Source organism: Streptomyces sp. CY-1 (assembly GCF_047218265.1).
In the GTDB taxonomy this organism is placed as follows: domain Bacteria; phylum Actinomycetota; class Actinomycetes; order Streptomycetales; family Streptomycetaceae; genus Streptomyces; species Streptomyces niphimycinicus.
This window is the reverse complement of sequence record NZ_CP178393.1, coordinates 9,075,404-9,093,729: the sequence shown is the minus strand read 5'-3', so window position 1 is coordinate 9,093,729 and position 18,326 is coordinate 9,075,404. Positions and strand designations below refer to the sequence as shown.

Genomic DNA, 18,326 nt, shown 5'->3' with positions numbered 1-18,326 from the left:
GGCAAGGGCCAATCGAAGGCCGGTGGCTCGAAACAGCCGGTGAATCCTCAGTGCGCGGAAGGTGTCAGGGGGCGGGCTCCGCTACCGGCGCACCGCACGGCTTCCATCAGCGCTCGGCCTCCTCGGCGCCGGGCACCCGCCCAAGCGCCGTCGGAGGCTCGTCGTCCATCTCGAAGGCCAGCGGAAACGGGGCATGACCCGCCAGCCGGAACCAGCGCACCGTGCGATGGCGGCGCAGCGCCCGCGCCGCGCGCACCGCGTCGTTGTGGAACCGCCGGGCCATCGGCACCCGCCTCACCGACTCCGCGAGCTCCCCCAGCGCGTCCTCACCGCCCGGCGCCTGCCGTACCGCCTCGGCCTGTGCGCTGTCCTGGAAGACGGCCCGCAGCGCCTGGCTCAGCTCGCTCTCGGCGACCTCGCGGTGCTCCTCCTCGGACTGCCGGGCGGCGTGCGCGGCCTGGTACAGCACGATCGAGGCGGCCGGGTCGAGCACTCCGGCGGTGGCCAGCTCCTGTGCGATGGAGGCTCGCCGCAGCAGTTGCGCGTCGAGTGCGGCCCGCGCCGCGTCCAGCCGGCTGTGCAGCCGGTCGAGGCGTCCGGCGGTCCAGCTCAGGTAGACGGCGATGACGACCAGCGCGACCGCGATCCAGATCAAGGTGCTCACGGCCCGCCACGCTACCGCCTGGCGCCCCGGGAGTCCGGGGTGGAGCCCGCACGCCGGGGCCGCTCGTAGCGGCCTTGTACGGCGCCGTACGCCCCTCCCGGGCGGCCCCGGGGCCGCCAGCCCCCGGGGCCGCTAGGGCCTGGCGAGCCCCAGACGCGCCCACAGCCGCGTACGGTCGTCCGCGGCCACGGACGCCGCCCCGTCCGTCACCGTCTCGTAGACCGCGAGGATGTCGGCCCCCACCGTGGACCAGTCGAAGCGCCGTACGTGCCGGCTGCCCCGCTCCCGCAGTTCGGCCAGCCGTTTGTCGTCGCCCAGCAGCCGCACCGCGGCCGCCGCCAGGGCGTCGGCGTCTTCGTTGGCGAACAGCTCACCCGCCGCTCCCCCGTCCAGCACCTGGGCGAACGCGTCCAGATCGCTGGCGAGGACCGCGGCGCCCGCCGACATGGCCTCGACGAGGATGATGCCGAAGCTCTCGCCGCCCGTATTGGGCGCGACATAGACATCGACGCTGCGCAGCAGCCGGGCCTTGTCCTCGTCGCTGACCATCCCCAGGAACTCGACGCGCTCCCGCAGCGGCGCCGGCAGGGCGGCCACGGCCTCCTTCTCGTCGCCGCGCCCGGCGATCAGCAGCCGCGCCCCCGGCCGGGCCTCGAAGATCTTCGGCAGGGCGCGCATCAGCACCGGCAGCCCCTTACGGGGCTCATCGATCCGGCCCATGAAGCCGATCGTCTCCCCCTGCCACTCCTCCTTCGGCTCGGCGTCGGCGAAGAAGTCCACGTCGACGCCATTGGGGATGACGACCGCGTCGCCGCCGAGGTGCTCCACCAGCGTCCGGCGCGCGTACTCGCTCACCGCGATGCGCGCGCTGATCTTCTCCAGCGCCGGCTGAAGGATCGGATACGCCGCGATCATGGCCCGGGAGCGCGGATTGGAGGTGTGGAACGTCGCGACGATCGGCCCCTGGGCCGCCCAGCAGGCCAGCAGGCCGAGCGAGGGCGAGGTGGGCTCGTGGATGTGGATGACGTCGAAGCGGCCGTCGTGCAGCCAGCGGCGCACCCGCGCGGCCGACAGGAAGCCGAAGTTCAGCCGGGCCACCGAGCCGTTGTACGGCACCGGCACGGCGCGGCCCGCGGAGACCACGTACGGCGGCAGCGGGGTCTCGTCGTCCGCCGGGGCCAGCACGGAGACCTGGTGGCCGCGCCGGATCAGATGGTCGGCCAGATCGCGGATATGGAACTGGACGCCGCCTGGGACATCCCAGGAGTACGGGCAGACGATCCCGATCCTCAAGGCTTCTCCATTCCAGGACTGCCGGGACTGCCAGGACTTCCGGGAGTTCCAGGGCTTCCGGGACCGCGATCCAGATCCGCGAGCCACAGCCGCTGGAGCATGTGCCAGTCCTCCGGGTGCTCGGCGATCCCCGAGGCGAAGGCGTCGGCGACTTCCTGGGTCATGACGGCGGTCCGCTCCGCGCGGTTCCCGTCCCCGGGCACCTCGACCGGCGGATGCACCCGCCCGCGCATCACCGGCGACTCGTCGTACCAGAGGGTCACCGGCAGCAGCAGGGCACCGGTCTGGAGGGCGAGCGCGGCGGGCCCGGCGGGCATCTTCGCCCGCTCGCCGAAGAACGACACCTCCACGCCCGAGGCCGACAGATCGCGGTCGGCGACCAGGCACACCAGACCGCCCGAGCGCAGCCGCCGGGACAGCGTCCCGAAGGCGCTCCCGCCCTGGTGCGGCAGCACCTCCATGCCCAGCCCCTCGCGATAGGCCACGAACCGGTCGTACAGCGACTCCGGCTTCAGCCGCTCGGCGACCGTGGTGAAGGGCACCCCCAGATGTGTGGTCACCCAGGCCCCGGCGAGGTCGTAGTTGCCCATATGCGGCAGCGCCAGGACCACGCCCCGGCCCTCGGCCAGACCGTCCACCAGATAGTGCACGTCCTTGACGTCGAAGCCGCTCTGTATGCGCTCGGAGCTCCACGCCGGAAGCCGGAAGGACTCCATCCAATAGCGCAGATACGAGCGCATGCCCACCCGCGACAGCTCGGCCAGCCGCCGGGGCGAGGCGTCCGGCACCACCCGCGCCAGATTGGCCTCCAGCCGCAGCACGCCCTTACCGCGCCGCTTCCAGGTCTCGTCTGCGATGCGCTGCCCGAGGCGCACGGCGACCGGCTCCGGGAGCTTCTTGACCGCGCTCCAGCCGAGCCCGTACAGCGCGTCGGTCAGCCTGTCCTTCACCGCGTCTCGCCCCCCTGGGGCACCGCCCGCTCCTCGGCGTCGGCCTCGGCGGCCTCCCGGCGCACGGTCACCACCCGCTGGACGAGGGTCACCGCGCTGCCGACGGCCACGATCCACAGCGCGATCGGGAGCAGGATGTCGATATGCGGCACGCCGAACTTGTGCAGCCCCGAGAAGCCGCAGGCCACCAGGGAGATCACCAGTCGCTCGGCGCGCTCCACCAGCCCGTTGACGTTCACCGGCAGCCCGATGCTCTCGCCGCGTGCCTTGGTGTACGAGACCACCTGGCCGCTGGCGAGGCAGAAGATCGTCACCGCACACAGCACATTGTCGTCCCCGCTGCCCGCGTACCACAACGCCAGACCACCGAAGATCGCGCCGTCGGCCACCCGGTCCAGTGTGGAGTCGAGGAAGGCGCCCCAGCGGCTGGAGCGCCCGAGCTGCCGCGCCATATTGCCGTCGACCAGGTCGGAGAAGACGAACAGCGTGATGACGACCGTTCCCCAGAAGAACTCCCCCCGGGGGTAGAAGACCAGTGCGCCCGCGCACACGCCGGCGGTGCCGGTGAGGGTCACCGCGTCGGGGCTGATCCCCAGACGGATGAGCAGGGCGGCGAACGGTGTGAGAACACGCGTGAAGAATGCACGCGCGTACTTGTTCAGCATGGCCTTCCCGGGGGGTCGATACGGGCCGGGTGACCAAGAGGCCACCGGAGCGCCCATCGTAGCCACGCCCCGGAGGGGCGCCGTGCACCTGTCGGACAGCTCCGTGACCACCCGCGCGCTACGGCCGCATGTGTGACGTATGGACGCACCGTTACAGCGGTGGAAAGCTCGAAGTATCGCAAGGTGTCGACCGGGAGGCGAGACACATGGGCGACAAGACGAGTACACACCCAGGGGCCGCCGGAAGGGCAGCGGCGGCCGACCGGCCCAGCTCCCTGCGGAATGTGGTTCTGGTCGGCCACAGTGGGACGGGAAAGACGACGCTGGTGGAGGCCCTCGCACTGGCGACCGGCGCGGTCAACCGGGCGGGCAGAGTCGAGAACGGCGGCTGCCTCTCCGACTACGACGAAATCGAGCACCGGCAGCAACGTTCGATTCAGCTCTCCCTGGTCCCCGTCGAATGGGGCGGGATGAAGATCAATCTCCTGGACACCCCCGGCTATGCCGATTTCGTCGGGGAACTCAGGGCCGGTCTGCGAGCGGCGGACGCGGCCCTTTTCGTTGTCTCGGCCGCCCAGGACGCCCTGGGCATCACCGGGGCCACCCGCATGATCTGGGACGAGTGCGCCGCCGTCGGCATGCCGCGCGCCATCGTGATCACCCACCTGGAAGCGGCCCGCGCCAGCTTCGAGGAGATGACCGAGCTGTGCCGGGACAGCTTCGGCGGCGACGACCCCGACGCGGTACTGCCGCTGTACCTGCCGCTGCGGGGCGAGCCGGGGCCCGACGGGCACGCCCCGGTGACCGGCCTCATCGGGCTGCTCACCCAGCGGGTCTTCGACTACTCCTCGGGGACGCGCACCGAATCGCCGCCCCGGGAGGACCAGCTTCCGCTGATCGAGGAGGCCCGCGGCCGGCTCATCGAGGGGATCATCGCCGAGAGCGAGGACGAGACCCTCATGGACCGCTATCTCGGCGGCGAGGAGATCGACGTCAAGACGTTGATCGAGGACCTGGAGAAGGCCGTCGCACGCGGGAGCTTCCACCCCGTACTGGCGGCGGCGCCCGCCGTCGAGGGGTCCAAGCAGGGCCTGGGCACCATCGAGCTGCTGGACCTGGTGACCGGGGGCTTCCCGTGCCCGCTGGAGCGCGAGACGCCCGCCGTCACCACCCCGCAGGGCGCCGCACACCCGCCGCTGAGCTGCGATCCGGACGGTCCGCTGGCCGCCGAGGTGGTCAAGACCTCCTCCGATCCGTACGTCGGCCGGATCTCCCTGGTGCGGGTCTTCTCCGGCACGCTCCGCCCCGACGAGACCGTCCATGTCTCCGGCCACGGTATGGAGGACCGCGGCCATGAGGACCACGACGTGGACGAACGGGTCGGCGCCCTGTCCGCGCCCTTCGGCAAGCAGCAGCGCACCCTCGCCCAGGCCATCGCGGGCGATCTGGCGTGCGTGGCCAAGCTGACCCGCGCCGAGACCGGGGACACCCTCTCGGCCAAGGACCAGCCGCTCCTCATGGAGCCCTGGCAGATGCCCGATCCGCTGCTGCCCGTCGCCATCCGGGCACACAGCAAACCGGACGAGGACAAGCTGTCGCTGGGCCTGTCCCGGCTGGTCGCCGAGGACCCGACGATGCGCCTGGAGCAGAACCCGGACACCCATCAGGTGGTGCTGTGGTGCCTGGGCGAGGCGCATATGGACGTCGCGCTGGAACGGCTGCGCAGCCGGTACGGAGTCCAGGTGGACGCGGTGCCGTACAAGGTCTCGCTGCGTGAGACCTTCGCGGGCAAGTCGGCCGGGCGCGGCCGCCATGTCAAACAGTCCGGGGGCCACGGCCAGTACGCGATCTGCGAGATCGAGGTGGAGCCGCTGCCGGAGGGCTCGGGCATCGAGTTCGTGGACAAGGTCGTCGGCGGCGCGGTGCCCCGGCAGTTCATCCCGTCCGTCGAGAAGGGCGTGCGCGGCCAGGCGGCGCGCGGCGTCGCGGCCGGCTACCCCCTGGTCGACGTGCGGGTCACGCTGCTGGACGGCAAGGCACACTCGGTGGACTCCTCCGACGCCGCCTTCCAGACGGCGGGCGCGCTCGCGCTGCGCGAGGCGGCCGCCGATGCCCGGATCGACCTGCTGGAACCGGTGGTCGAGCTGGGCGTGCTGGTCTCGGACGACTATGTCGGCGCCGTCATGAGCGATCTGTCCGGCCGGCGCGGCCGGGTCGTCGGCACCGAACAGTCGGGCGGTGGACAGACCCTGATCAAGGCGGATGTGCCGGAGATCGAAATTGGCCGGTACGCGGTCGATCTGCGATCGCTGTCGCACGGCACCGGACGGTTCAACCGCTGCTACGCCCGGCATGAGGCGATGCCCCATCAGTTGGCCGAGCAGATGCGCGAACAGGTGTCCGCCGAGGCGTAGTTCACGGCCCGCCCGTGGCGTATCTCACGGTCGGTCCAGGGCGTATTTCACGGCCCGCCCGCCCCACCGCGCCGGGGCGGGCGGGCCTTTGCCTTCCGTCGCCCGGCGGCGGGCCTGCGGGCGGTCTTCTCCACCAGGGTTTTCCACAGGCCGCACACGCACTGGCGACAGGTGGTGCACACCCCGGATACGCTGAGGTCGCAGCGCAAGAGCGTGCCGTATTGGGGGCGTTGGTGACGGACGGATTCGACTTCAGTCCCGGGGCGCAGGTTCCCCTGTCGGGAGCGGCGGGACAGACGGCAGCGACCCAGGCACTCGCCTCGGCCGCCTACCGCGACGACCCCGTGGCAAAGTTGCTCGACGCCAATTCGGAGTGGACGGTCTCCGAGGTCAAGGCACCGAGAATGTCGCTCTTCGAGCCGAATCTGGGCGAGGCGTTCGCGCGCGCCGTCCAGATGAGAATGCTCGGCGGCGGCCGGGGCCAGGTGATCCAGTCCTTCGGCATAGAGCCCCAGACGGTCGTCGAGCACTGTCTGGCCGCCAACCGCATCCGCAAGACCCGTGACGCCCGGCTCACCGCCGTCATGGTGATCTTCGGGGTGCTGTTCCTGCCCGGGACACTGCTCTGGCTCGGCGTCTTCCAACTGCGCCGCTCGATCGCCGGGGCCCAGGACAAGCGGATGGGGGCACTGGGCACCGCGCTGCTGGTGGCGCTCGGCGTGATGGTCCTCATCTTCCTGATCAAGCTGCCCTTCAGCGGCTTCTGGGGGATATATCTGCGCGGTGTCGTGGTCGCCCCCGTGATCGGCTGGTACATCGCCAAGCAGATCTGCGAGCGCACCGCCAAGGAGCTCCGGGACTCCTGGGGCGGGTTGCTCTCCGGCGGCGGCATCGGCGCCAAGGTGCCCGAGACGGTGCCCAACCACCCGGGCCAGACCGCCGCCGAGGAGCTGCGCAAGGCGCTTCACAAGCTCACCGCCGAGCAGCACAGCAATGTGGTCTTCTACGCCGGCCCCAAGGGCATATTGGGCATGGGCACCCGCTGGGGAAGCTGGCAGCTCGCCGAGGACCTGGTCTCGGCCGACCCCGACAAGGAGATCGACCCCTTCCGTAGCTGGGACGTCATACGGGCGATCCATGACCAGTTGCGCATGCTGGAGCGCACCCCGCTGCACACCGGCGGCTTCCCCAAGCCCTCCGTGCGCCACTGGGTGGTCTCGCCGATCGGCGAGGGAGCCAAGGCCGTCGAGCGCGGCGGCACCTCCGAGGAGGAGGGCTTCCAGATAAAGGGCGTCGAGCTCCAGCGGATCTGCGACAAGCAGCAGTTCGGCGCCGGGGACCGGCACTACCTGGGTGTGCAGTTCGTGCTCTGGGACGGCCAGTTGGTGATCACCCTGATGATCACGGTGACCCTCCTGCACAAGACGCTGCGGATCGAGGTCACCGGGCATGCGCTGGGGCCGATCCATCCGCTGTTCCACAACAAGCCGTCGGCGCCCAGCAAGACGGTCTCCAAGACCTTCCGGTTCTGGGAGACCAAGTCCATCCCGCTGCCGCTGGTGAACGCGAAGGAGGTCGTGCGGCTGACCGCGCGCGCCCCCTTCACCTGGTATCCGCCGATACTGGACTACCTCGGGGGCAAGCTGGTCCTGCCCGAGCCGTTCGGTCTGCGGCACGCCTGGGCGGACAAGCCCTGGCGGCACCGCTTCATGGCGGACGACGCGCTGCGCACCGCCACCCCGGTGCTGCGGGTGGTCCATGAGGCGGCCCTCGGGGTGCTCAAGCACCACGGCGTGGACACCGAGCGCTTCGGCAACCGCTCGCTGGCCCTCAGCGGCCAGATCCAGGAGGCGGCCCCGAAGAAGGCCGACCTGTACGACGCGTAAGCCGCCGTACGCACCGTATGAGGAAGGCCCCGGCCGCGTGGCCGGGGCCTTCCTCATACGGCATACGGCATACGGCTCGGTGGCTATCCCTGGGCCTGCGGCCAGGCGTCGGCCAGCAACTGGCGGGTGTCGGCGAGGAGTTGCGGCAGCACCTTGGTGTTGCCGATGACCGGCATGAAGTTGGTGTCCCCGCCCCAGCGCGGCACCACATGCTGATGCAGATGCGCCGCGATCCCGGCTCCGGCGACGGTGCCCTGGTTCATGCCGATGTTGAAACCGTGCGCACCCGAGGCGGTACGGAGCGCGGTCATGGCGGCCTTGGTGTACTCCGCCAGCTCGATCGTCTCCTCGGCGGTGAGCTCGGTGTAGTCGGCGATGTGCCGGAACGGGACGACCATGAGATGGCCGCCGGTGTACGGGTACAAATTGAGCACGGCGTACACGGAGGCGCCTCGAGCGATGATCAAGCCATCCTCGTCCGACTTCTCCGGAATGGAGCAGAACGGACAGCCATCGCCCGCGCCCGGGCCGGTCGGCTTGTTCTCCCCCTGGATGTAGGCCATCCGATGGGGCGTCCACAGGCGCTGGAACGCGTCAGGCGTCCCCACTCCGATCTGCTGTTCCGGCTCACTCGTCATGCGGGCCAGCATATTCGCCCGGCCGCGGTGAGGAAGAGCCGAGGGGCGGCCCTGGTCAGGGCCGCCCCTCGGAATCCCGGCCTCCATGGGAGACCGCAGTGGATCAGACCTGGATCCGGCGCTCCACGGCGTCGGCGATCTCGGCCAGCGCCTCGTCCATCGGGATGCCGTTCTTCTGCGAGCCGTCGCGGTAGCGGAAGCTCACGGCGTTGTTGGCCACGTCCTCGTCACCGACGATCACCATGAACGGGATCTTGGACTTCTGCGCGTTGCGGATCTTCTTCTGCATCCGGTCCGAGGACGAGTCCACCTCCATCCGCAGGCCCTTCGCCTTGGCCTGCGCGGCGAACTGCTCCAGGTACGGCACATGGCCGTCGCCGATCGGGATGCCAACCGCCTGCACCGGGGCCAGCCACGCCGGGAAGGCGCCCGCGTAGTGCTCCAGCAGCACCGCGAAGAAGCGCTCGATCGAACCGAAGAGCGCCCGGTGGATCATGACGGGCTGCTGACGCGAGCCATCGGCCGCGGTGTACTCCAACTCGAACCGCTCCGGCTGGTTGAAGTCGACCTGGATGGTCGACATCTGCCAGGTACGGCCGATCGCGTCCCGGGCCTGGACCGAGATCTTCGGGCCGTAGAAGGCCGCGCCGCCCGGGTCCATGACCAGCTCCAGGCCCTGCTTCTCGGCCGCCTTGCGCAGTTCCTCGGTGGCCTCTTCCCACTGCTCCGGCCCACCGATGAACTTGTCGGAGTCGTCCCGGGTGGACAGCTCCAGATAGAAGTCGTTCAGGCCGTAGTCGCGGAGCAGGTCCAGCACGAAGGTGAGCAGATTGTCCAGCTCATCGGCCATCTGCTCCTTGGTGCAGTAGATGTGCGAGTCGTCCTGGGTGAAGCCCCGGGCCCGGGTCAGACCGTGGACGACGCCGGACTTCTCGTACCGGTAGACCGTGCCGAACTCGAAGAGCCGCAGCGGCAGCTCGCGATACGACCGTCCGCGCGCCCTGAAGATCAGGTTGTGCATCGGACAGTTCATGGCCTTGAGGTAGTAGTCCTGGCCCTCGAACTCCATGGGCGGGAACATGCCGTCCATGTAGTGCGGCAGATGGCCGGAGGTCTCGAAGAGCTTGGCCTTGGTGATGTGCGGGGTGTTGACGAACTCGTACCCCGACTCCTCGTGCCGCTTCCGCGAGTACTCCTCCATCTCCTTGCGGATCACGCCGCCCTTGGGATGGAACACCGCGAGGCCCGAGCCCAGCTCGTCGGGGAAGGAGAACAGGTCAAGCTCGGCGCCCAGCTTGCGGTGGTCGCGCTTCTCGGCCTCGGCGAGGAAGTCCAGGTACGCCTTCAGCTCGTCCTTGGTCGGCCAGGCGGTGCCGTAGATCCGCTGGAGCTGGGGGTTCTTCTCGCTGCCCCGCCAGTACGCGGCGGCGCTGCGCATCAGCTTGAAGGCCGGGATGTTCCGGGTGGTCGGCAGGTGCGGACCGCGGCACAGGTCCTTCCAGCACAGCTCGCCGGACTTGGCGTCGAGGTTGTCGTAGATGGTCAGCTCGCCCGCGCCGACCTCGGCCGACGCACCCTCGGCGGCGTCCGCGGCCGACCCCTTGAGCCCGATCAGCTCCAGCTTGTAGGGCTCGGCGGACAGCTCCTCGCGCGCCTCGTCGTCGGTGACCGCGCGGCGGGAGAACCGCTGCCCCCTCTTCTGGATCTCCTGCATCTTCTTCTCGATGCGCTTGAGATCGTCGGGGTGGAACGGGGTCTCGACGTCGAAGTCGTAGTAGAAACCGTCCTTGATCGGCGGGCCGATGCCCAGCTTCGCGTCGGGGAACAGCTCCTGCACCGCCTGGGCCATGACATGCGCGGTGGAGTGGCGCAGGATGTCCAGGCCGTCCTTGCTGGTGATCTCCACGGGCTCGATCTCGTCGCCCTCGGCCGGCTGGTACGCCAGGTCCTTGAGCTGCCCGGCCACGCGTACGGCGACGATCGAGCGGTCGCCGGAGAAGAGGTCCGCCGTCGTAGTGCCCGTGGCCACCACGCGTTCTTCCCGCTCGGAATCGCGTTGGATGATCACACGGACGTCTGACACCGGTCTCTCCTGACTGATGGATGGCTCACCGCGGCGAATGCGGCGCAGCGTGAATCGTACCGAGCCGACGGGTGGGACCGCGAAACGGTTGTGCACGCCGTCACCGCGCGGGACGACCACCGTCACGGACCCGGACGATCGCCGTCACCGCGCGGGACGATCGCCGTCACGGACCGGGACGACCGCCGTCACGGCCGGGGCGGCCGGTCAGGGGCCGCCGCCGCATGCCTCCTCGAAGAAGTCCAGGTTCTCCTGGAGCGATTTGACCAGCCGGTCCCGCTCGGCCTCGTCCACCTGGACCGGGGTGACGCCGGTGGCCCCGCTGAGCCGCCGGAAGCCGCCGCGGCTCTCCAGCCGCCCCCGCACCCGGATCGGCAGCCCCACCAGATGGGCGTGGCCGGCGATCCGGTAGTCCTCCTCGTCCAGGGTGATCCGCACCTGTGCGACATCGGCCCCGGAGAGCACCCGCAGCCGCACCGTCCCGGGACCGCCGGGGCCGGTACGGCGCAGCCGCACCACCGCACCGGTGAGGCATACGGGCACCGCCGGCTCGTCCCGGACATAGCGGGCGCCCGCCTCCCGCAGCCCCGGCAGATCGCCGGGCGAGAACTCCACCGGATCGGGCCGGGCGGCGAACCCCGGCGGCGGACCGGCGGCCGGTGACCACTCCAGCGCCACCCTCGCCCCCTCCGTGCCCTGGACCAGCGCGACCACCGCCTCGGTCAGCTCCCGGCAGGCCCCGGCCGCGACCGCCGCGTCGTACACCTCCATGCCGCCGGTCGTCCGGTGGTAGTCGGCGGCGTCACGGAGGGCGTACAGCGCGCGCAGCAGGGTGACGGCGGTGGCGCGGCCGTCCTCCTCCACGGGCACGAAGACGGTCAGCTCGCGGCCGCCGGAATCCGCGCCCGGGGGCCCGGTCAGCACCCGCTCCAGGGATGCCTCGGCGGCGCGGCGGTGCCGGGCGCCGTAGTAGCCCGCCCGGCCCCGGGCGGCGAGCGCCGCGGCCAGCAGGGTGCCGCGGGCGGCGGCGCGCAGCCGCTCCTGCGCGGACCAGGCGGAGGTGCCGCCGGGCGATTCGGGCACCTCGCGCCGCCAGCGGATCTCATCGCTGGGCACGGCGAGGCCGGTGAGCACCTCGCGGGCGGAGGGGGCGGCGCTTCGGCTGAGCGCCGTCAACGCCTCGCCGAGCAGATCGCCGCTGTCGGGGAAGTCCCGGCTCTCGGGCACCAGCAGGCTGGTGGCGCCCGCGGTCCGGCCCGGCGGCGTCCAGCGGGCGTAGCGCCCCGGGGTGCCGCCGCGGCGGCGCCAGCCGTGCCGGGCGAGCAGGGCGCCGAGGACGGCCGGATCGGTCTCGTCGGGGTGCGGGACGGTCGGGGGTGCCGGGTCGTCCTGGGGCCACGGTCGGTCCATCACGGTCTCCCTCCCGCCCCGACCCGGGTCATGATCTCGCAGAGCGCGCGGTCGTCGAAGACCCGCGAGGTCGGGATCCGCACGGTGGTCCGGCGGCGGCCCGTGATCGAGTGGCCGGCCAGGTTGATCCAGTAGCAGCAGTGGCGCAGGGACAGTCGGTCATGCCCGGCTCGCAGCCAGTCCTCCTGGCTGCGCGGCACGATCATCACCACGAGGATCTTGTGCACGGAGACCGGGCTGCGGGCCAGCTTGATCAGGTGGTCGTTGTCGAGGGTGAAGGCGAAGGTCGGGCCCGGAGGGTCCGGTGCGATCTGGTACGTGGCCTTGAGCTGCACCTTGATGGTGACCTCGTCGTCCACGGCGTGGCCGGGCGCGCTGTGGCTGACATGCCAGTCGATGCCGTGGTCGGGAAAGGGCTGGGCCAGTGAGCAGCCCGCGGCGGCGGCGACCGCGTGCAGATACCCCACCTGAAGGGTCTCCATGCATGCGGTGGTCGCGATCTGGCCACGCACGGGGGGTGATCCGCTCAGGGCAAGGCCGCTCACCGTCGGGGCCGGGTCGGGTTTCGCGAGCGTCATGTCCGTGACGCCTTCCGGTCGTCGCCGGCATACGTACACCTGTGTTGTCTCCGCGTCAGGACCTCGGCAAACAGCGGCGGTTCGAGGTGCTCGCTCCGGGTATCACCTGGTCGGGGCGGGATGCAGGAGTCATCGACGGGAAAAGCACGAGGAGTTGGGGCCATGCCGTCCTGGTTCGAGGGGCCGCTTGCCGCCTTTGACACGGAGACCACGGGTGTCGATGTCGAGCATGACCGGATCGTGTCGGCGGCGCTGGTGGTACAGCGCGGGACCGGAAGTCTGCCGGAGATCCGGCGTTGGCTGGTGAGTCCGGGGGTGCCGGTGCCGCCGGCCGCCACCGAGATACACGGCCTGACCGATGCCCATCTACAGAGTCATGGCAGATGGCCGGCGCCGGTGATGGACGAGATGGCGCGGGCGATAGCCGAGCAGACCGCGCGGGGCACCCCGCTGGTGGTGATGAACGCGCCGTTCGATCTGACCCTGCTGGACCGGGAGTTGAAGCGGCATCGCAACTCCAGTCTGGCGGGCTATCTTTCGCTGCGCTCGATGAGCGTGCTGGATCCGCGCGTGCTGGACAAGCATCTGGACCGCTATCGCAAGGGCCGCCGCACCCTGCTCGATCTGTGCGCGCATTACGGGGTGGAGCTGACCGGCGCGCATGAAGCGGCGGCTGACGCGGCGGCATCCCTGCATGTGGTGCGGGCGGTGGGCCGCCGGTTCGCCTCCCGGCTGGAGACGCTCACACCCGCCGAGCTGCACGCCCGCCAGACGGTCTGGTACGCGGCGCAGGCCCGGGGGCTGCAAGCGTGGTTCGCGCTCAACGGCTCGGACGAGGTCTGCGATCCGGCCTGGCCGCTGCGTCCCGACCTCGCGGCCGCGGCCTGACGCTCGGGTGCGGCCTGACGCTCGGGTGCGGCGGAGCGAGAGGGGAGCTCAGGCGCGGCGGAGCGAGAAGGGGGCTCGGGCGCGGAGGAGCGAGCAGGGAGCTCAGGCGCGGCGGAGCGAGAAGGGATGGCCCGCCGGGTCGGAGTAGATCCGGGTGTCGCGCGGGCCGCCGTTGTTCTTGGTGTCCAGCGGGCGGGCGCCCAGGTCGATGACCTGGCGCTCCGCGGCGTCGATGTCCTCCACCAGCAGGTCCAGATGTGCCTGCTGGGAGTCGTCCGGCCGCGGCCAGCTCGGCGGGGCGAAGCCGTGGTCCCGCAGGAACGCCATCCGCGACCCGCCGGGTGCGACGATCTCGATCCGGTCGGGGGTGGTCATCGGCTGGATCTCGGCGCCGAGCACCCGGGCGTAGAACTCGGCGAGCTCTTCGGGTTCGGCACAGTCCAGGGACAGGACGGCTGCGCTGGCTACGGCCATGAGTTCCCCTCCATATCGTCACCCACGGAAGTTTTATCCGGATACCCAGCTCTTGGCCGTACAAGCACACGGACCGGCCTTGCCGGCGGACAGACATGCCCACAGACATGCGGACAGACATGAGGCCGGGCCGCCTGCTGGCGGCCCGGCCTCATGGGGTGGTGGGCGATACTGGGTTCGAACCAGTGACCTCTTCGGTGTGAACGAAGCGCTCTCCCACTGAGCTAATCGCCCGGGTTGTCCCCATCAGGGTCTCCCCCGGTGGAACGACCTGAACAATACAGGTCGCGGCGGGTTTGGTTCAAACCGTATGCCCACCGGAGGGCGGGGAGGCCGGACCGGCGGGCCGTGCGGCGAGATGTGCCCGCAGCCCCCGCCGCCCGGAGCGCATCATCAGGGCGTGGTTGGCCCGGAAGACCGGACGGCCGGGGAGCGCGAGGCGGCGCAGCAGCGGCTTGCGGGCCACCACCTCCTGTTCGAAGAGGGCGCGGGTGCCGGTCCCATGGGGCAGCACCGTCCAGCGCGCCCATCCCTCCAGATCGCCCGAGAAGCCGATCTCCAGGACGCCGTCCGCCGGGTCCTGGCGTGCCTCGCTGACGGTCACCCGCAGGTCGTACGGGACCAGGGAGCGGAAGCGGGCGGCGCCGCTGCGCTCGTCGATCCGCCGGACCTCACGGACCTGGGGCCACCACCGCGGATAGTCGTCGCCGTTCGCCAGCGCCGCGAAGACGGCGGCGGGGGCGGCGTCGAGGTCCCATCGGCTGTGGAAGCGGTAATGGCACCAGTCCATGCCCTCAAGTGTCGTCGGAACCGGGACCGCGTGGCTAGCCCGGCAGCTTGTCGCCGACGAGCGCCAGGTTCTGGATGGCGGCCAGGCCGTACTGGGCGGTGGCGTTGGTGCTCACCCAGGCCGCCTCCACGCCGGGCTCCAGCACCCGCGGGCCTTCGAGCTCGACCGTCTTCCAGCTCGTGGTGGCATCGGGGTAGCCGTCGCCCTCGTGGAATTCGGTGAACTTCTGCCAGGCGCGGGCCGCCAGCTTCTCGTCCCCGAGCTGGACGGCGGCGTAGGCGTCGAGCCGTGAGTGGCCCTGGACCAGGATCAGGGAGCCGAAGTCGGTGCCGTAGCGGGCCTTCTGCTCGGCCTTGGTGGCGTTGAAGTAACGGCAGTAGTCCAGCCACGCCTCCTTGAACTTCGGCAGGTCGATGAGTTCGATCACCTCGGCGCAGACCTCGACCAGGCCGAAGACCGCGGACAGATGGGAGACGCTGACCTTGGGCTCGTCCTCGATGGCGTACTTACCGGTGTCGAGGTCGTACAGCCCGCTGCCCTGGACGAAGCCGTTGGGCTGGGCCGCGATGGTCTCCATGGTGGAGCGCAGCCGCGCCTCGGCCTTCTTCGCCTTCGGGCCGCGCCGCTCCCATTCGGTGAGCCAGGCGCCCGCGAGGCCGCTCCAGTCGGTGCCGAAGCCGATGGACAGGGCGTGCGGATCGGGCTCGTAGTCGGGGTCCTCGCGGACCTTGCGCAGGGGATCGAGGACGAGGAACGTCTCGTCGGAGTCGACGAGGGCGTGCATGATGTCGCCGGTCCGCTCGTCCGCGGTGAGGAAGTAGTAGTAGCGGCGGTACAAGGCGGTGGAGATGCGCTGCTGTTTGGCGCTGTCGGCGAAGTGCTGGACGCCGTGCCGGGTGCCGAGCCCGGCCCATTCGCCGAGGTGGTAGGCGTCGACCTCGCCGGTGTGCCGGGTCATGGATTCGGCGAAGCGGAAGATGTCGGAGCGGCCGGAGCGCAGATACGCCAGCCACAGCCACAGGTCGGGCGAGAGCTCGGAGTTGTCCCAGGCGTAGCCCCCGACGTCGTACCGCCACTGGTGCCGGTCCCCGTCGTAGGTGTGCATGATGTCGCCGAAGTCCCAGAAGCCGTACCAGCGGCGCTGTTCGACCTGGCCCTTGTGGTAGTCGAAGAGGAAGTCCAGCCGGTCCTCGATCCTGGCCCTGGCGGGGGTGGAGCGGTCGACGGGGGCGAAGAGGCCGCCGAAGACCTTGGCGCGGGCGATGTCGGCGGGGCCTGCGGCCAGTTGGGGCGGGGTGCGTACGGCGGCGGCCTGCCGGACGAGGGTGTCGGCGTCGGGGGTGGCCGCGTTGGCCCAGAAGGTGAGTTCGCTGGTGCGCGCGATGCCGTAGGGGGTGCCGAAGCCCGGTTCGTAGTCCTCGTAGGTGATCTCGAGGCCCTCGAGCTGTTCGGGGAAGGTGTCCTGGCCCATGCCGTCGTGGTAGAAGCGCAGGTCCATGGGCTGGGCCTGGGGCGACCAGAGCCACAGGGTGACCTCGGCCGCGTCCCCGGCGGCGCCGCGGATGTCGAGCTGGGCCGGGAACTTCTCCCAGAAGTCGCGGAGTCCGAAGGAGAGTCCGCCGCTGACCCCGCCGACGTAGCCGAAGCCGCTCGCCCGGCCGCCGCCGCCCGCCGCGATCCAGCCGTGGCCGGGCTTGGTGCGCTTGCGCAGGGTGAAGCCGTCGGCGGAGAGCTGGGCGAGGGTGTAGTCGCCCCAGGTGGGGATGAGGTGCAGCCGGGAGGCGACGCGCTGGTCCCAGGTGGCCGGGTCGGGCAGCTTCTCGCCCTTGACCTGGGCGGTGCGGACGCCCGCGCCGGGGTCGCGGCGCAGCCCGGTGACGCCCTTGACGGCCTCGGTGAGGAATCCCCTGCCCTCGCCCCCGATGCGGATGTGGCGGTCGTACGCCTGGTCGCGCATCGGTACGGAGAAGCGGACGCCGAGGCCGCGGATGAAGTCCCCGGACTCATGACCGGCCGTCTGGTCGCCGTCGTACGTGATGGTGTGCACCATGCGGAACGAGTCGGCGCCCGCGTAGAAGTAGAGCCGGACGCTGAAGGGGAGCCAGGCCCGGCGGCCCTTGCGGTGCTTGCCGTCGATGCGGACGACGGCGCGTACGGGGCCCCGCTGCTCGACCTTCGCCCCGCTGATCTCGCCGTCGAACCGCTCCCAGGCGGCGCTGCCGTGGTCGCCGTCGTCGAGGTCGCCCTGGCGGAGCAGGACCAATCGGCCGTCGCGGGCGATCTCGGTGGAGCCGCGGGTGACGGAGCGTACGAGCCTCTGGCCGTCCTTGCCGATCACGGCCCTGATCACTCCGGTGTCGACGGTGATCCGGCCGCCGCTCTCGGCAACGGTGATCTTCTTGGCGGGCGCGGCGGGTGTGCCGGTGGTGAGCTTGTAGGCGCTGCCGGTGAGCCCCTCCCCCGCCGCGTGCGCGGTCCATTTGAGCGAGCCGTCGGGCCAGTGGGCAGTGGCCCACGTCTGGAGGGGCACCTCCTTGCCGTCGGCGGTGGTCAGCGCGAACGTCCGGTCGCCGGGGTGGGTGCCCTTGGGCCAGGGGACGCCGAAGGTGGAGCCCGCGGCCGCGCCGAGGCCGCCGTCCTCCAGCCAGTTGATGTCCACGGGCTCGTCGGCGGACTTGGCGGCGGGGCTGTCGGCGGCGGCCTGCGGGGCGTTCTTGGCGAGCAGCCAGGAGAACGGTACGGCGGCGCCGGTGACGGCGGCGGCCTTGAGGAGGTTGCGTCGGGGGATCGGGGGCATGTCCGCTTCACCTTTCGTACAGGGGCAGGTGCATGACATGAGCGGGGGGCGGCGGCACTGGGGGCGGGCGGCAGGTGGCGCCCGCCGGGAGGCAGGTGGCGCCCGCCGGGAGGCAGGTGGCGCCCGCCGGGAGGCAGGTGGCGCCGGGAGCGGGTTGCGGCGGGTCAGACGCGGGCGCGGCGTTCCACCGCGACCGCACAGCCCGCGAGGGCGCCCGCCGCCGGGGCGATCAGCGGCAGCATCTGCCAGGCGGCGACGGCAAGCACCGCGAGCCCGCCGATGAGCAGCAGCGATCCGCCCAGGTCGGCGGCCAGGCCCTGGCGGGCAGCGGTACGAGCGGCGGTCGGCCATGCGGTGCCGGGCCGCCTTACGGTCGCCGTCCGCAGCCCGAGGACGAGCACCGCGAGCAGGCCCGCCACGCTGACGGCGATCAGCGCGGGCCCGCCGGGCAGGGCTCCGGTGCGGGCCACCCGCAGATCGAAGGCGAGCAGCGCGAGCGCCGCCCACCACAGCAGGGAGAACCGCCAGCCGCTGCGGGCGGCCTCCCACAGCCCGGTCAGGAAGTCCCGCCAGGTGGACCGCTCACCGTCCAGATGGCGGCGAAGGTGGGCGCACCCGGCGGCGAATGCGGGCAGCAGGGTGATCACCGGCAGGGCCGCGAGCACCATCCAGACGCCGGTCAGCAGACATTCGGCGAACAGCGCGAAGCGCAACCGCCGCGCAGTGCCTCGTACGGCGGCGCTTCCCAAAGCCTGTCCCGTGGCCTGTCCCGTGGCTTGTCCCGTGGCTTGTCCCG

The 18,326-nt window shown here is 71.1% G+C and carries 15 protein-coding genes and 1 tRNA gene; 3 read left to right on the top strand and 13 right to left on the bottom strand.

Annotated elements, in window-relative coordinates:
* Positions 1-106: 106 nt before the first annotated feature.
* From ACK1X7_RS39105 to pgsA, 4 genes are all read right to left on the bottom strand, one after another.
* Positions 107-664: a hypothetical protein gene (locus tag ACK1X7_RS39105; RefSeq protein WP_385149512.1), complete on the bottom strand. Its 558-nt coding sequence runs from the start codon at positions 662-664 to the stop codon at positions 107-109.
* Between the two features lie 132 nt (positions 665-796).
* Complete coding sequence (locus tag ACK1X7_RS39100) at positions 797-1,957, bottom strand: glycosyltransferase family 4 protein (protein WP_385149509.1); 1,161 nt, start codon at positions 1,955-1,957, stop codon at positions 797-799.
* Positions 1,954-2,907, bottom strand: a complete 954-nt coding sequence (locus ACK1X7_RS39095; RefSeq protein WP_385149506.1) for a phosphatidylinositol mannoside acyltransferase — start codon at positions 2,905-2,907, stop codon at positions 1,954-1,956. The genes ACK1X7_RS39100 and ACK1X7_RS39095 overlap by 4 nt, the downstream gene beginning before the upstream one ends.
* Complete coding sequence (pgsA, locus tag ACK1X7_RS39090; RefSeq protein WP_385149540.1) at positions 2,904-3,629, bottom strand: phosphatidylinositol phosphate synthase; 726 nt, start codon at positions 3,627-3,629, stop codon at positions 2,904-2,906. Before pgsA ends, ACK1X7_RS39095 begins: the two co-directional genes overlap by 4 nt.
* 149 nt (positions 3,630-3,778) lie before the next feature.
* Between pgsA and ACK1X7_RS39085 the strand changes: the two genes are divergently transcribed.
* Positions 3,779-5,986, top strand: coding sequence for an elongation factor G-like protein EF-G2 (locus ACK1X7_RS39085; protein WP_390793512.1), 2,208 nt, complete (start codon positions 3,779-3,781; stop codon positions 5,984-5,986).
* Positions 5,987-6,219: 233 nt separating this feature from the next.
* Positions 6,220-7,872 (top strand): hypothetical protein, encoded by a 1,653-nt coding sequence (locus tag ACK1X7_RS39080; RefSeq protein ID WP_361508888.1) that lies wholly within the window; start codon positions 6,220-6,222, stop codon positions 7,870-7,872.
* Between the two features lie 83 nt (positions 7,873-7,955).
* On the opposite strand, the gene ACK1X7_RS39075 is transcribed toward ACK1X7_RS39080, so the two are convergent.
* From ACK1X7_RS39075 to ACK1X7_RS39060, 4 genes are all read right to left on the bottom strand, one after another.
* The gene (locus ACK1X7_RS39075; protein WP_385149500.1) at positions 7,956-8,522 is read right to left on the bottom strand and encodes an HIT family protein; all 567 of its coding nucleotides are present in this window, start codon (positions 8,520-8,522) and stop codon (positions 7,956-7,958) included.
* A gap of 91 nt (positions 8,523-8,613) precedes the next feature.
* A complete protein-coding gene (gene thrS, locus ACK1X7_RS39070; protein WP_385149497.1) occupies positions 8,614-10,593 on the bottom strand; it encodes a threonine--tRNA ligase in 1,980 nt (659 codons plus the stop codon).
* Positions 10,594-10,800: 207 nt separating this feature from the next.
* Positions 10,801-12,003: a hypothetical protein gene (locus ACK1X7_RS39065; RefSeq protein ID WP_390793513.1), complete on the bottom strand. Its 1,203-nt coding sequence runs from the start codon at positions 12,001-12,003 to the stop codon at positions 10,801-10,803.
* Entirely contained in the window at positions 12,003-12,485 is a 483-nt protein-coding gene (locus tag ACK1X7_RS39060; RefSeq protein WP_385149537.1) for a DUF4365 domain-containing protein, read from the bottom strand. The genes ACK1X7_RS39065 and ACK1X7_RS39060 overlap by 1 nt, the downstream gene beginning before the upstream one ends.
* A gap of 258 nt (positions 12,486-12,743) precedes the next feature.
* On the opposite strand from ACK1X7_RS39060, the gene ACK1X7_RS39055 reads away from it, so the two are divergent.
* Positions 12,744-13,469, top strand: coding sequence for a 3'-5' exonuclease (locus ACK1X7_RS39055; RefSeq protein WP_385149491.1), 726 nt, complete (start codon positions 12,744-12,746; stop codon positions 13,467-13,469).
* Positions 13,470-13,571: 102 nt separating this feature from the next.
* Here the strand turns inward: ACK1X7_RS39055 and ACK1X7_RS39050 are convergent, their stop codons facing one another.
* The 5 genes from ACK1X7_RS39050 to ACK1X7_RS39030 all read right to left on the bottom strand — a co-directional run bounded on the left by ACK1X7_RS39050 (position 13,572) and on the right by ACK1X7_RS39030 (position 18,243).
* Positions 13,572-13,943 carry a VOC family protein gene (locus ACK1X7_RS39050; protein ID WP_351902648.1) on the bottom strand — a complete coding sequence of 124 codons (372 nt, stop codon included), beginning with the start codon at positions 13,941-13,943 and terminating at the stop codon, positions 13,572-13,574.
* A gap of 159 nt (positions 13,944-14,102) precedes the next feature.
* Positions 14,103-14,177: transfer RNA gene (locus ACK1X7_RS39045), tRNA-Val, on the bottom strand.
* A 67-nt stretch (positions 14,178-14,244) separates the two neighbouring features.
* Positions 14,245-14,733, bottom strand: a complete 489-nt coding sequence (locus ACK1X7_RS39040) for an SRPBCC family protein (protein ID WP_385157129.1) — start codon at positions 14,731-14,733, stop codon at positions 14,245-14,247.
* 34 nt (positions 14,734-14,767) lie between these two features.
* Positions 14,768-17,530, bottom strand: coding sequence for a Tat pathway signal sequence domain protein (locus ACK1X7_RS39035; protein ID WP_413116386.1), 2,763 nt, complete (start codon positions 17,528-17,530; stop codon positions 14,768-14,770).
* Between the two features lie 164 nt (positions 17,531-17,694).
* Positions 17,695-18,243 (bottom strand): hypothetical protein, encoded by a 549-nt coding sequence (locus tag ACK1X7_RS39030; RefSeq protein WP_413116385.1) that lies wholly within the window; start codon positions 18,241-18,243, stop codon positions 17,695-17,697.
* Positions 18,244-18,326: the final 83 nt, after the last annotated feature.

Excerpts from the sequence above, each read along its gene's own strand:
- pgsA (WP_385149540.1), bottom strand. The coding sequence starts at position 3,629 with ATGGGCGCTCCGGTGGCCTCTTGGTCACCCGGCCCGTATCGACCCCCC.
- ACK1X7_RS39085 (WP_390793512.1), top strand. The coding sequence starts at position 3,779 with ATGGGCGACAAGACGAGTACACACCCAGGGGCCGCCGGAAGGGCAGCG.
- ACK1X7_RS39075 (WP_385149500.1), bottom strand. The coding sequence starts at position 8,522 with ATGCTGGCCCGCATGACGAGTGAGCCGGAACAGCAGATCGGAGTGGGG.
- ACK1X7_RS39065 (WP_390793513.1), bottom strand. The coding sequence starts at position 12,003 with ATGGACCGACCGTGGCCCCAGGACGACCCGGCACCCCCGACCGTCCCG.
- ACK1X7_RS39060 (WP_385149537.1), bottom strand. The coding sequence starts at position 12,485 with ATGGAGACCCTTCAGGTGGGGTATCTGCACGCGGTCGCCGCCGCCGCG.
- ACK1X7_RS39055 (WP_385149491.1), top strand. The coding sequence starts at position 12,744 with ATGCCGTCCTGGTTCGAGGGGCCGCTTGCCGCCTTTGACACGGAGACC.
- ACK1X7_RS39050 (WP_351902648.1), bottom strand. The coding sequence starts at position 13,943 with ATGGCCGTAGCCAGCGCAGCCGTCCTGTCCCTGGACTGTGCCGAACCC.
- ACK1X7_RS39040 (WP_385157129.1), bottom strand. The coding sequence starts at position 14,733 with ATGGACTGGTGCCATTACCGCTTCCACAGCCGATGGGACCTCGACGCC.
- ACK1X7_RS39035 (WP_413116386.1), bottom strand. The coding sequence starts at position 17,530 with ATGCCCCCGATCCCCCGACGCAACCTCCTCAAGGCCGCCGCCGTCACC.